Annotated in this window: 10 protein-coding genes and 1 riboswitch; of the genes, 6 read left to right on the forward strand and 4 right to left on the reverse strand. The window is 69.6% G+C overall.

The features are described 5' to 3' along the window. Positions 1-2 precede the first annotated feature (2 nt). From DFR40_RS10660 to scpC, 4 genes are all read right to left on the reverse strand, one after another. Positions 3-875, reverse strand: a complete 873-nt coding sequence (locus DFR40_RS10660) for a PhnD/SsuA/transferrin family substrate-binding protein (RefSeq protein WP_121458470.1) — start codon at positions 873-875, stop codon at positions 3-5. A 102-nt stretch (positions 876-977) separates the two neighbouring features. Beyond that, positions 978-3,299, reverse strand: coding sequence for an acetate/propionate family kinase (locus DFR40_RS10665; RefSeq protein WP_121458471.1), 2,322 nt, complete (start codon positions 3,297-3,299; stop codon positions 978-980). A gap of 103 nt (positions 3,300-3,402) precedes the next feature. Then, positions 3,403-4,314 (reverse strand): bestrophin family protein, encoded by a 912-nt coding sequence (locus DFR40_RS10670; protein WP_121458472.1) that lies wholly within the window; start codon positions 4,312-4,314, stop codon positions 3,403-3,405. A gap of 3 nt (positions 4,315-4,317) precedes the next feature. Then, the gene (gene scpC / locus DFR40_RS10675) at positions 4,318-5,838 is read right to left on the reverse strand and encodes a succinyl-CoA:acetate CoA-transferase ScpC (protein ID WP_121458473.1); all 1,521 of its coding nucleotides are present in this window, start codon (positions 5,836-5,838) and stop codon (positions 4,318-4,320) included. 297 nt (positions 5,839-6,135) lie between these two features. Here scpC and gcvA point away from each other — a divergent pair, with 297 nt between their 5' ends. The 6 genes from gcvA (at position 6,136) to DFR40_RS10705 (ending at position 13,070) form a co-directional block, all read left to right on the forward strand. After that, positions 6,136-7,074: a transcriptional regulator GcvA gene (gene gcvA, locus DFR40_RS10680; RefSeq protein ID WP_121458474.1), complete on the forward strand. Its 939-nt coding sequence runs from the start codon at positions 6,136-6,138 to the stop codon at positions 7,072-7,074. Positions 7,075-7,108: 34 nt separating this feature from the next. Further along, positions 7,109-7,352, forward strand: a riboswitch (cobalamin riboswitch). 69 nt (positions 7,353-7,421) lie between these two features. Next, positions 7,422-7,958, forward strand: a complete 537-nt coding sequence (locus tag DFR40_RS10685; protein ID WP_121458475.1) for a ZrgA family zinc uptake protein — start codon at positions 7,422-7,424, stop codon at positions 7,956-7,958. 9 nt (positions 7,959-7,967) lie between these two features. Further along, positions 7,968-8,429, forward strand: coding sequence for a hypothetical protein (locus DFR40_RS10690; protein WP_121458476.1), 462 nt, complete (start codon positions 7,968-7,970; stop codon positions 8,427-8,429). Next, the gene (locus DFR40_RS10695; RefSeq protein ID WP_121458477.1) at positions 8,426-8,722 is read left to right on the forward strand and encodes a DUF2149 domain-containing protein; all 297 of its coding nucleotides are present in this window, start codon (positions 8,426-8,428) and stop codon (positions 8,720-8,722) included. Before DFR40_RS10690 ends, DFR40_RS10695 begins: the two co-directional genes overlap by 4 nt. Before the next feature lie 5 nt (positions 8,723-8,727). Beyond that, the gene (gene cobN, locus DFR40_RS10700; protein ID WP_121458478.1) at positions 8,728-12,702 is read left to right on the forward strand and encodes a cobaltochelatase subunit CobN; all 3,975 of its coding nucleotides are present in this window, start codon (positions 8,728-8,730) and stop codon (positions 12,700-12,702) included. Between the two features lie 86 nt (positions 12,703-12,788). Beyond that, complete coding sequence (locus tag DFR40_RS10705; RefSeq protein ID WP_121458479.1) at positions 12,789-13,070, forward strand: hypothetical protein; 282 nt, start codon at positions 12,789-12,791, stop codon at positions 13,068-13,070. The last annotated feature ends 7 nt before the right edge of the window (positions 13,071-13,077 follow it).

Consider the following 13,077-nt stretch of genomic DNA (forward strand, 5'->3'; position numbering starts at 1 on the left):
GCTCAGAAGTTGCCTTGCTCGGGGATCACCGCCTGCCGCCGCAGCTTGCGTACGACGTCGTAGTCGCCGTCGGCGGCAGGCACCGCGCCGTAGCGGAATTGCCGGCCCCAGTCGGCCATCAGCGTCCGGTCGCGCTGCTGCGGGGCCAGCCCGGTCAGCGCCTTGCGCAAGGCCTGCATGCGCTCGCCGGACAGCCGGCGGCCGTTGGCGATCAGGGCGAAGCCGGGCAGTGGCGGCGTCTCGGCCAGGACGACCAGACCGAGGTGGGCGTAGTTGCGGGCGATCGCGGTCTTGGCGCCGCCGTAGTCGTAATCGCCGCGGGCGACGGCGAGCGCGACTTCGTCGTGCTTGTCGAGATAGCGGAAGCGTTGCTGGTCGAGGCGTGCGCCCTGCTTGCGCAGCAGGGCGTCGACCGCCAGGTAGCCGCAGGTCGAGAGCGGCTGGGTCAGCGCGAAGCGGCGCTGGTGCAGGGGGTTCTGCAGCGGCGGGCCATTGCTGACGAGGGCGCAGGAGTAGCTGGCTTCGCCATTGGCCTCGAGGAAGTGCACCAGCGGCTCGGCTTGCGGAAAGCTGTCGCGCAGGCTGACGTAGGGCAAGGGGCCGAGATAGGCAAGGTCGATCTGGCCGGTGCGGAAGCGTTCGAGGATCTCGGCGTAGGACGTCGAGTAGTGGATTTCGATGCTGATGCCGAGGCGCTGTTCTAGGTAGCTGAGCAGCGGCTTGACCTGCTTGATCACTTCTTCCGGCTGCTCCATTGGCAGGGGCGCGAAGTACAGCGTTTCGCCGCTTGCCGGCAGCGCTGCCGGGAGCAGGCTGGCCAGCGCGATCAACCAGCGGGCAAGCGCCCGGGCAAGGCGCGGCGAACGGAGGAGCATGGCAAAACCCGCGATAAGCGAAAGGTCATATTCTATCCGGAAAAAATCCGGCCCGGCCCCGTGACGGGCCGGTTCGCGGGGCGCGGGAGATTTCGCCGGCGCTCAGGCGCGGCTCTGGATTTCCTCGATGTAGCCGAGCATGCCGGTCTTGAGATTGCCGGCGTTGCCTTCGTCGGTGTCGATGTGCATGGCCAGGCGGAAGGCCGGATTCACACGGACGACGACGTCGCCGAAGATCAGCTCGCGCTCGCCCTCGACGCGCACGCGGACGACGTAGTTGTCGCGTACGCGAAAGCGCATGGCGTCGTCCGGCGACATGTGGATGTGACGTTGCGCGCAGATCACGCCGCGCTCGATCTGGCTGCTGCCGTACGGGCCTTCGAGCGTCAGTCCGGGCGTCCCGGCGAGGTCGCCCGACTGGCGGATCGGCGGTTGGACGCCGAGCTTGAACTGCTCGGTCATCGCGATCTCGACCTGGGTTTCCTTGCGCGTCGGGCCGAGCACGCGGACGTTGGCGATGCGCCCCTTGGGGCCGACCAGGTGCACCTTTTCCTCGCAGGCGTACTGGCCGGGCTGCGACAGTTCGTGCATCGGGGTCAGCTGGTGGCCGGGGCCGAACAGCGCCTCGACGTCGGCCTGCGAGAGATGCACGTGGTGGGCCGAGATCTCGACCGGGATCGCCGGTGCCTCTTCGGCCTGCGCTTCCAGCAGCAGTTCGTTGCGCTCGATGGCGCGCAGCGCTTCCCAGGCGACCAGGCGCTCGTCGTCGTTGGCGACGACGAGGATCTTGACCGGCGAATCGTCGGCCGAGATGACGGCATGCGAATCGAGCTTGCCGAGGTTGCGGTTCTTGTCCTCGTCGAGGCGGATGCCCATGAATTCGAGGCCCTGGCAGGCCAGGCTGCGCACCGTCGCGCTGCTTTCGCCGATGTCGCCGGTGAAGGCGAGGACGTCGATGCCGCCCATTGCCGCGACGTAGGCGCCGATGTTCTTGCGCACCTGGTAGCAGAAGGCCTTGTGCGCGAGCAGGGCGCGGTGATGACCCTCGGCGGCGGCGGCCTCGATTTCGGCGATGTCGTTCGAGATGCCGGAGATGCCCTTCAGGCCGCTTTCGCTGTTGATCAGGGTCGACAGCTGTTCCGGCGTCATTTTGTGCTGTTCGAGCAGGTGGATCATCACCGCCGGATCGATGCTGCCCGAGCGGCTGGGCATGATCAGGCCGTCGGTCGGCGTCATGCCCATCGTCGTGTCCACCGAACGGCCATGGTCGATGGCGCACAGCGAGGCGCCGATGCCGAGGTGGCAGGAGACGATCTCCAGTTCGCCGAGCGGGCGCTTGAGCACTTCCGCCGATTTCAGCGAGACGTAGCGGTGCGAGGTGCCGTGGAAGCCGTAGCGGCGGATGCCGTGCTGCTTGTAGAGGTCGTAGGGCAGGCCGTAGAGGTAGGCGTAGGGCGCCAGCGTCTGGTGGAAGGCGGTGTCGAAGACGGCGACCTGGGGCACGTTCGGGAAATGCTTGAGGGCGACGCGGATGCCGGCGACGTTGACCGGGTTGTGCAGCGGCGCGAAGACCGCCAGTTCCTCGATGTCGGCGATCACCGCCGGGGTGATGACGACCGAGCTGGAGAACTTGTTGCCGCCATGCACGACGCGGTGGCCGATGGCGGTCACGTCTTCCGGGTGGAAGGTGAAGGCCGGGCCGAGCAGGGCGGTCGCCTCGCTCATCACCTTGAACAGGTCGGACAGCTTGAACGGCGCATGTTCCATGACCTGGCGCTGCGGCCCGACCATGACCGTGATGCGGGCGTGCTGCTGGTCGGCGTTGTCGATGATGCCGTGGATGTCGGCACCGCTTTCGCGGGTGTCGTAGATGCCGAAGTGGATCTGGCTGATGCCGACGTTGAGCGCGACCACCTTGCCCGGCTGGCTGGTGGTCAGCGACAGCGCGTAGGGGTCGTCGGATTTTGCCGTGCCGGCGCCGTTGACCGTGTGCGTGTCGGCGCTCATGGCGCGCGTGCGGTCGGCGAGCAGCCGCGAGAGGTAGACGATCGCCTTGGGGTTGCTGAGCACGCGGCCGGTGAATACTTCCTGCGGGATCATCAGGACGAAGCAGCGGTTGCCGGCGATGACGTCGGCGCTGATCTTCTCGCCGGTGAGCACCGACATGATGCCGAAGACGTCGCCCGGGCCGAGCTGGGCGATGACGCTGCGGGTGCCGGTGTTGTCCGAGGTCGAGATCTCGGCGTGGCCGCTGATCATCACGCCGATGCCGTGGCCCTGGTCGCCGGTCTCGAGCATCGCCTCGTTGCCCTCGAAGGTGGCCAGGCGTGACTTGATGACGATTTCCTCGACCTGGTCGGCCGGGAAACTGGCGAACAGGGGGACCTGTTCGAGGAAGAAACGTTTGAGATCGATTTCGCTCATGGCTGTGCTCCGCTGTCCTGCAGTTTTTATGGCGGCAAGACTATCATTTTGTTGCGGTGCAGCAAAGCACTGCCGGCGGCGGCGCCGGAAATGCCGCTGACGCTCAGCTGAGAATGTAGTTGGCGTCGGGCTTCGGCAGCGGGGCCGGGGTCTCGCCGAGCATCTCGCGCAGGCTGGCCTCGATGCCGGCGACGATGGCGTCGAGCGCCAGGTCGTTGGGGGCGCGGCCGAACGGATCCTCGATCTCGTCGCTGAGTGCTTCCAGCGCGAAGAAGGTGTAGGACACGAAGCAGACGATCAGCGGCGTCATCAGGCCGATCGCGTCGACCAGGCCGAAGGGCAGCAGCACGCAGTAGAGGTAGGACGAGCGGTGCAGGATCACCGAGTAGGTGAACGGCAGCGGCGTGCCGAGAATGCGCTCGCAGCCGCCCATCGCCAGCGACAGCTCGTCGAGGTTGCGCTCCATGGCGTGGGCGAGGATGGGCTCGAGCCGGCCGGCGGCGCGTTCTTCGGCAAGCCGCTGGCCGAGCCAGAGCAGGATCAGGTTGGCCGGATTGCGGGCGCCGGCGAGGCTGGCAGCGAAATCGCGCGGCAGCAGGTCGCCCAGGCCGTTGAGGCCGGGGTCGCCGCGCAGCTGGTTGCGCAGCGCGGCGGCGAAGGCGGCGATGCCGAGGACGAAGGGGCGCAGCCCGCTGCCCGGCGCCACGCAGGTGCTCGCCTTGCGCGCCAGGTTGCGGCTCTCGACGAGGATGCTGCCCCACAGCTTGCGCGCTTCCCAGTAACGGTCGTAGCTGACGTTGATGCGAAAGCCGAAGAAAATCGCCAGGGCGATGCCGATCAGCGAGAACGGGCTGGCGTTGAGCGGCACCTTCCAGTGCAGCAGCTGGCCGTGCGCGGCGACCACCGCGCAGGCGACGGCGAAGACGAACAGCTGCTGCTGCAGGATCAGGTGCACCAGCGAACCGCGCCGGACGAACAGAAGGTAGAGCCAGTGCGGCCGGGCGCGGACGATCATCGCTTACATCGCTCCCTGGCGCAGGTAGCGCAGGTGCCAGCTGAGCGCCTCCTCGAGCAGGTGCGGCGTCTGCTTGCCCGGCGAGTGGTCGAGGGCGCGCTTGTAGTAGTCGTTCAACGCCGGCTTGAAATGCGGATGCGCGCAGTTGTCGATGACCGCCCGCGCGCGCTGCTTTGGCGACAGGCCGCGCAGGTCGGCGAGGCCCTGCTCGGTGACCAGGATCTGGACGTCGTGCTCGGTATGGTCGACGTGCGAGGCCATCGGCACGATGCAGGAAATCTCGCCGCCGCGCGCCTGCGACGGGGTCATGAAGATCGACAGGAAGGCGTTGCGGGCGAAATCGCCGGAGCCGCCGATGCCGTTCATGATCTTGGTGCCCATCACGTGCGTCGAATTGACGTTGCCGTAGATGTCGGCCTCGATCATCCCGTTCATTGCGATGACGCCGAGGCGGCGGATGATTTCCGGATGGTTCGAGATTTCCTGCGGGCGCAGGATGATGTTGTTCTTGTAGCGGCCGAGGTCGGCGTTGAGTTCGGCCAGCGCGCCGGAACTGAGCGAGAAGGCGGTGGCCGAGGCGCAGGTCAGCTTGCCCGACTTGATCATCTCGAGCATGCCGTCCTGGAGGACTTCGGTATAGGCGGTCAGGTTCTCGAACGGGCCCTGGTTGAGGCCGGCCATTACCGCGTTGGCGATGTTGCCGACGCCCGACTGCAGCGGCAGCAGATTGGCCGGCAGGCGGCCCTTCTTGACCTCGTGTTCGAGGAATTCGAGGATGTGCCCGGCGATCTTGCGCGAATTCTCGTCCGGCGCCGAGAACGCCGAGTTGCGGTCGGGGCTGTGCGTCTCGACGACGGCGATGACCTTGGCCGGGTCGCAGCGCAGGTAGGCCTCGCCGATCCGGTCCTGGGTGCGCAGCAGCGGAATCGGCTTGCGGTTCGGCGGCAGCTGGGTGCCGTAGTAGATGTCGTGCATGCCCTCGAGTTCGGGGTTCTGCCAGGAATTGACCTCGAGGATGACCTTGTCGGCCTGGTCCAGCCAGGTCTTGTTGTTGCCGACCGACGACGAGGGGATCAGGCGGCCGTCCTCGAGGATGCCGGCGACTTCGACGACGGCGATGTCGAGCTTGCCGAGGAAGCCGGACCAGACGAACTGGGCGACGTGCGACAGGTGGATGTCGATGTACTCCATCTCGCCGGCGTTGATCCGCTTGCGGCAGGTCGGGTCGGACTGGTAGGGCAGGCGCATCTCGACGCCGTCGACCATGGCCAGCGCACCGTCGAGGTCGGGCGCGGTCGAGGCGCCCGTCCACACGCCGATCTTGAATTTCTTGCCGTAGATGTTGGCGTCCATGATCCGCTTGGCCAGCGCCGACGGCACCACCTTCGGATAGCCGGCGCCGGTGAAGCCGCTCATGCCGACGTTGACGCCGGATGGAATGAGCGCGGCGGCGGCTTCGGCCGACATGATCTTGCTGCGCAGGCGGGGGCAATGGATGCGGGAGGATTCGCTCGAGGTCTGCATGGTCTGTGTGGTCGTTCGGCTACGGGAAACGAAAAAAAAGCCCGCACGAAGCGGGCTGAAATGCCCACAACTCAAGGGCGCGCAATGCTCAGCGGAGGCTGAAACAAGGAGGGGAATCCCGCCAGGCCGCGCCGGGTAGGGCGGCCGCTGCGGCAAGCCGGGACGGGAGAAGCGGTTGGCATCGGGGTCCGGGTTCCGTGGATGGGCGGGATTCGCTGGGTGGCAAAGATACGGACGGGATTGCCCGGCGACAAACGAGACTTTATGATGCGACAGGAAAGTAAAACTTAATCATGAATGGCCTATCGACTCCCGCCGCTGCCCGCCTTGCGGGCCTTTGAAGCTGCCGCCCGCCACCTGAGCTTCAAGAAGGCGGCCGAGGAGCTGCACGTGACGCCGGCGGCGGTCAGCCTGCAGATCCGCCAGCTCGAGGCCTATCTCGGGTTGGCGCTGTTCCGCCGGCTGACCCGGGCGATCGAGCTGACGGCCCAGGGGCGGGCGATGCTGCCCAAGCTGCGCGAGGGTTTCGACTGCCTGGCCGCCGCTGTCGATCTCAGTCGCGACGGCGGCGACGGCGCGCTCACCGTGCATGCGCCCCCGTCGTTCGCCTCGCGCTGGCTGGTCGGGCGCTTGCCCGGTTTTGCCGCCGCCCATCCGGGGATCGCGCTGCGCCTGGCCAGCGACGACGACAACGTCGATCGTCAGGGCGACACCGCCGCCCACGAGCCGCGGCCGGTGGACCCGCGGCTGGCCGAGAGCGAGGTGGCGATCCGCTACGGCACCGGCCGCTACCCGGGCCTGCGCGTCGACAAGATCCTGGCCCCGGTCTATGCCCCGGTGTGCAGTCCGCAGCTGCTGCGCGAGCAGGCGCTGACCAGCCCGGCCGACCTGGCACGGCTGGTCCTGATCCACGACGAGACGATCGCCGACGCCGGTCTTCAGCCGGGCTGGGCGCAATGGCTGGCTGCTGCCGGCGTCGGCGGCGTCGATGCCCGGCGCGGGCTGCGCTTCTCGAACGCGACGCTGGCCGTCGAGGCAGCCCTGGGCGGGCAGGGCGTCGCGCTGGCGGTGGTGCCGCTGGTCGAGGCCGAGCTGGCGGCAGGGCGGCTGGTGCGTCCGTTCGCGCTGAGCATTCCGTCGCCCTACGCCTACTGGCTGGTGATGTCCGAGGCGCTGGCCGGGCGGCCGGCGGTGGCCGCCTTTCGCGACTGGATTTTGGCCGCCGGCGGGCGTTGACCGTCAAATCGCTTGGGCCGGCCGCTGCCGGCGTGCTAGCATCCACCGCGTTGGTGCTCGCGGCGACGTCCTGTCGGCGCGGTTAAACGGGAAGCTGGAGGCCGTTCCGCAAGGATGCCGCCAACCAGCGCTGCCCCCGCAACGGTAAGTGGACGGGTTTGCCGCAAGGCCGGCCCTGCTTTCATCTCTGAGCCACTGGCGACGCCGCGCGCGTCGTTGGGAAGGCGATGAAGGCCGTTTCCACCAGCCCGGATACCGGCCAACGTGGTGGATCGGCGCGAGCCGGTCTGTAAGGCCAATATGCCGACGGGGATGTCGGCGACGGCGTTTCTTGTCTGGTAATTCACATGTCCAATCGCACCATCCGCGCGCTCTCCGCAGCGCGCCTGGCGGCCTGCGCGCTGGCCGCGCTCGCCCTCGTTTCGCCGCAGCTGCACGCCCACGGCAGCCACACCCACGGCCACGGCAGCGTCCGCCTGAGCATCGACGGCGGCAACGTCGAGGCCAGCTTCGACGTTCCGCTGGAAAGCTTTCTCGGCTACGACTATCCGCCGCGCAACCCGGCCCAGGCCGGCAAGCTGGCCGCCCTGCGCGAGCGCCTGGCCGATCCGGCCGGGCTGATCGAGGCGCCGGCGGAAGCCCGCTGCAGCGTTGTCGACAATCGGGTCACGCCCGACCTGGCAAGCGCCCCGGACGACGCCGACATCTCCAACCTGATCGTCGTCGTGCGCCTGCGCTGCGAGCAGCCGGAAGCACTCAAGGCCTTCACCTTCAGCGCCTTCCGCGATCATCCCGGGCTCAAGCAGCTGCGCGTCCAGCTGCAGGACGGCAGCAAGCGCAAGACGGTGACGGTGCGCCCGCGCTTCCCGGCGATCACGCTCTGAGGTCGCGCCATGCTTGAAGCCGGTTTCCTGCAGCTGGCCCAGTGGCTGCTGACCCCGATCCTGGCGCTGCTCGGCGTCGCCTTTCTTTATGCGTTGTGGATGGCCGGCCGCGTGCTGGTCGAAGCCTGGCAGCGCCGCGATCCGGCCTACGCCGCGCTGCGTCCGCCAGCCGGGACGGCGCTCGACGAGATCGAGCTGCTCGCGCTGCGCCAGCTCGAGCCCTTGCGCCTGCTCAGCCGGGTCACCCCGATGCTCGGCCTGATCGCCACGATGATCCCGCTCGGGCCGGCGCTGCAGGGCGTCGCCAGCGGCCAGGGCAATGCCGCGCTGTCGGTGTTCAGCAATGCCTTCGCCGGCGTCGTCCTGGCGCTGGCGGCGGCAGCGATCGGCCTGGTCCTCTACTCGGTGCGCCGGCGCTGGCTGCTCGGCGAGTTGCTGGCGCTGAAGAAGCGCCTGGAGGCGGGGCGATGAGCCTGAAGCACTTCAGCATCCTCGATGAGGACGACGATGACCCGATGCTCTCGTCGATCAACCTGGTCGATGTCTTCCTGGTCCTCGTCGTCGCGCTGATGGCGGCGGTCAACATCACCACCCAGTCGGCGGCCGGCGAGATCATCGTCCGCGAGAACGGCCAGGAGATCCGTTACCGCGGCACCGGCGACAGCGGCGAAGGCGAGGGCGTGCGCGCCGGCGTCGCCTACCGGCTGCGCGACGGCAGCATCGTTTACGTGCCCGAAGGCGAAACGCCGAAACAGCCGGAGTGAGCGCCATGGTCTGGGGAAAATCCGCGCGCCGGCTGCTCGTCGCCGCGTTCAGCCTGGCCGCGGCCGGCGTTCAGGCGGCCAGCCTGCTGTGGGTCACCGCCGACATCACGCCGGCCGCCCGCAGCGCCCTGGTCGAACGGCTGGCGGTGGCGCAGGGCTGGCAGTTCCGCCAGCTCGATCACGCGCTCAACGAGACGCCGGCGCTGCTCGCCGGCGAGCGGGCCGAGCTCGGCCGGGCGCTGGCGGCCGCCGACATGGTCTGGATCGACGCCCCGCATCCGAGCGTGCGCGCCCGCCTCGACAAGCTGTTCGCCGGGCAGACGGCGGCCCGCGCCGTCTGGATCGAGGAGCGGCCGCTGGCGGGTGGCACGACGCTGCCGGCACGGCTGGCCGAATACCTGAGTCACGGCGGCGAGGCCAACATCGCCAGCGCGCTGCGCCTGGCCAGCGCCTGGGTCGCCGGCACGCCGCCGCCCGAGCTGCCGCCGGCGCAGGCCTGGCCGGTGCGCGGCCTGTACCACCCGGATGCGCCGGGCATTTTTGCCGATACGCAGGCGTTGACCGTGTGGCAATCGGCGCAGCCGGCCCTGCGCGACCGGCCGGCGGTCGCCGTGCTGGTCCATCGCCACCATTTCATCAATGCCGAAACCGGCTGGCTCGACGCCTGGCTGCGCCGTTTCGCCGAGCGCGGGCTGTTTGCCTACGCGGTCTTTGCCCAGCAGCTCGAAGCCGCCACCCTGGAGCGCCTGGTCGGCGCCGACGGCAAGCCGCATCCGCGCGTCGTCGTGCTGCACCAGCTGGTTTCCCAGACCGACAAGCTGCAGGCGTTGTTCGAGCGCTGGGGCGTGCCGCTGCTCGCAACCCAGCCCTACCGCCACGGCGACGTCGGCGACTGGGCAGCCGATCCGACCGGCTTGAAGCTGTCGGATGCGCCTTTCTATCTGGTCCAGCCGGAGGCGGCCGGGGCGATCGATCCGCTGGTCGTCACCGCTCACGCCGACGGCGGCCGGCGCACGCTGCTGATCGAGCGCCAGGCCGACGCCGTGGTCGCCAAGGCGGCGCGGCTGATCCGGCTGGCGACGATGCCGCCGGCGGCGCGGCGGGTGGTCGCGATGGTCTACAACTATCCGCCGGGCGGCAGCAATTTCGGCGCTTCCTTCCTCAACGTGCCGCGCAGCCTGGAAACCGTCAGCGGCGGCCTGGCCGCCGCCGGCTACAACACCCGGCAACTGCCCGAGGATGACTGGATTGCCGGCCTGCAGCCGCTGCTGCGCGCCTACTATGCCGACGCCGACCTGCGCGATCTGCTGGCCAGCGGCCAGGCCGCGGCGCTGCCGCTGCGCGCTTACCTGGCCTGGTGGCAGACGCTGCCGGCCGCGCTGCGGGCGCGCATCGAGGCGCGCTGGGGGGCGCCGGCGAGCAGCCGCTACGTCGTGCACTGGCAGGGCCAGCCGGTGTTCGTCATCCCCCGCCTGGCGGTCGGCAACTTCACCGTGCTGCCCCAGCCGCCGCGCGAGGAAACGCTGCACCGCGGCGAGAACCCGTTCATGCACCGCAGCCGCCAGCCGCTGTCGCACCATTACCTGGCCGTCTACCTGTGGGCCCGTCAGGCCGATGCGCTGATCCACTTCGGTACCCACGGCACCCAGGAATGGGCGCCCGGCAAGTCGCGCGGCCTCGATGTCCTCGACGACGCCCTGCTGCCGCTCGGCGACGTGCCGGTGATCTATCCCTACATCGTCGACAACCTCGGCGAGGCGCTGACCGCCAAGCGCCGCGGCCGCGCGCTGCTGATCAGCCACCGCACGCCGGTGTTCGCGACCACCGGCCTGGCCGCCGGCATGGCCGAGCTGCACGACCTGATGCACGAATGGGCGATCGCCGACCGCGGGCCGACCCGCGAGGCGATCGGCGACCGGCTGACGCAACGCATCGTCGAGGGACGCCTGCACCACGACCTGAACTGGAGCGCCGAGCGCGTCCGCAGCGAACTCGACGCCTTCCTCGAAATCCTCCACCCCTGGCTCGACCAGCTGGCCCACGGCAGCCAGCCGCGCGGCCTGGCGGTGTTCGGCCAGGCGCCCGACGCCGCGCTGCGCCGGCAGACGATCCTGCAGGCCCTGCGCACGCCCTTGCTCGACGCGCTCGGCGAGGATGTCGACGAAACCTTCCTGATGGACCACCGCAAGGTCGTCGATTCGCGGCCGATGCGCTGGCTCGAGGTCGCCCTGCGCGACGCTGCGGCGGCGAGCCGGCTCGATCTGCGGCCGCCGCAGCCGGACAGCGCCGTGCCCAACCGGGCGGCAGAACGGCGGATCGATCGCGAGGCCCTGTTCGCCCTGGCCGAAAGGGCGCAGGAACTCGACCGCCTGCTCGCCGTCGAGAACGAGCTGCCGGCCTTGCTTGCCGCGCTCGACGGGCGCTTCATTCCTGCTGCCTACGGCGGCGACCCGGTGCGCAATCCGGACAGCCTGCCGACCGGGCGCAACCTGACCGGCCTCGACCCCAGCCGCCTGCCGACGCAGCAGGCCTATACCGTGGCCGAACTGATGTTCGACAACTGGCTGCAAGCCTGGCGGGCCGGCAACGGCGGCCGCTACCCGACGCGCCTGGCGCTGTCGCTGTGGGCCGGCGAGACGCTGCGCCACCAGGGCATCATGGAAGCGCAAGCGCTCGTCGCGCTTGGCGTCCGGCCGGTCTGGGACAAGTCCGGGCGACCGCGCGGCGTCGCCGTGATTCCGGCCGGCGAGCTTGGTCGGCCGCGTGTCGATGTACTGCTCAGCGTCACCGGTTCCTACCGCGACCAGTTCCCGGCCCTGATGGCGCTGGTCGATAGCGCCGTCGCCGCCGTTGCGGCCGGCGAACCCGAAGGCACGATCGCCCGCAACAGCCGCGACACCGCCCGCGAACTGCGCCGCCAGGGCGTGGCCGAAGCCAGCGCCGAACTGCTCGGGCAGGCGCGGGTGTTCGGCAACCTGGTCGGCGATTACGGGACCGGCATTGCCGACGCGGTCCAGGACGACCGTCTGCGCGTGCGCGATGAGCGGCTGGGCGCGATGTTCCTGCAGCGCATGGGCCAGCCTTTCCTCGGCGGTGTTCCGGTGGCCGGCATCGCCGCCGGCGACGGCGCCCGGGCGCTCGCCGCCGGCCTGCGGCGAACCGACGCGGCGCTGCTCTCGCGGACCTCGAACCTGTTCGGCATGGTCACTTCCGACGATCCCTTCCAGTACCTCGGCGGTCTCGCCGCCGCCGCGCGCAGTGCCGGGCGGGCGGGGGCGCTGCCGCTCTACGTCAACCAGTTGCAGAACGCCGACGAGCCCTATACCCAGACCGCCGCGCAGAGCGTCGCCCTTGAGATGCAGGCGCGCTACCTGCACCCGGGCTGGGCCGAGGCGATGAAGGCCGAGGGCTACGCCGGTACGCTGCAGGTGCTCAAGGCGGCGCAATTCACCTGGGGCTGGCAGAGCGTCACCGACGGCGTCGTCCGTCCCGACCACTGGCAGGGGCTCTACGACGTCTTCGTCCGCGACCGCCACGGACTCGACCTGCCGGCCTGGCTGCGCAGCCATCCGCAGGCTTACGCGCAGACCCTGGAACGCCTGATCCAGGCGCAGCGGCAGGGCCACTGGCAGCCGGACGCGGCAACCCGCAAGGAACTGGCCGGGCTGTACGCCGAGCTGACCCGGCAGGCGCCGCTGGTGCGCGAGCTGGCCGGCGTCCGCCGCTGGGTCGATGGCCAGCTCGGCGTGCCGCCGGCGCCGGCACCGGCCGCGGTCGCGGTTGCCGCAGCGGAAACGCAGCCGCCGGCGACGGCAGCGAGCGTCGCCCCGGCCTATGTGCCGGTGCGCGGCCAGGTGATGGCGCCGGTGGCGCCGACGCCGGATGTCTCGCCGGTTTTTCGCTGGCTGGCGCTGTTGACCGTGATCTTCGCGCTGGCCGGCGGGGCCGTGCAGCAGTGGGAGCGCGGCCGCCAGCGTTGAGGCGGCGGCCGGCAGGGGATATCCTGCTGGCGGGGAAAAATGCAATGTTATAACATCGCTTTTTTCCCGTCCTCCCCCCTGTTCGCGTGCCATTCTCCCCGTCCTTCCTGCGTCGCTGGTCGCTGCTCCTGTGCCTCTGTCTCGGCCAGGCGCTGTTCGCCGGCCATGTGCACGCGGACAGCGAGGCGCCGGCCGAGACGCACTGCCTGCAATGCCTGGCCATCCAGGCCCTGGGCAGCGCCTTGCCGGTCGCTCCGGTGGCCGTGCCGCCGCCGGCGCCGGCGCCGCTCGGCGTCGCCCGTCGCTTCGCGGCAAGCCGGCAGGCGCCGGCACCGCGACCGAGTCAGCGGGATCCACCGGCCAACTGAAAAATGC

The sequence above is a fragment of the Azonexus fungiphilus genome (genome assembly GCF_003634965.1).
Classification (GTDB): Bacteria; Pseudomonadota; Gammaproteobacteria; order Burkholderiales; family Rhodocyclaceae; genus Azonexus; species Azonexus fungiphilus.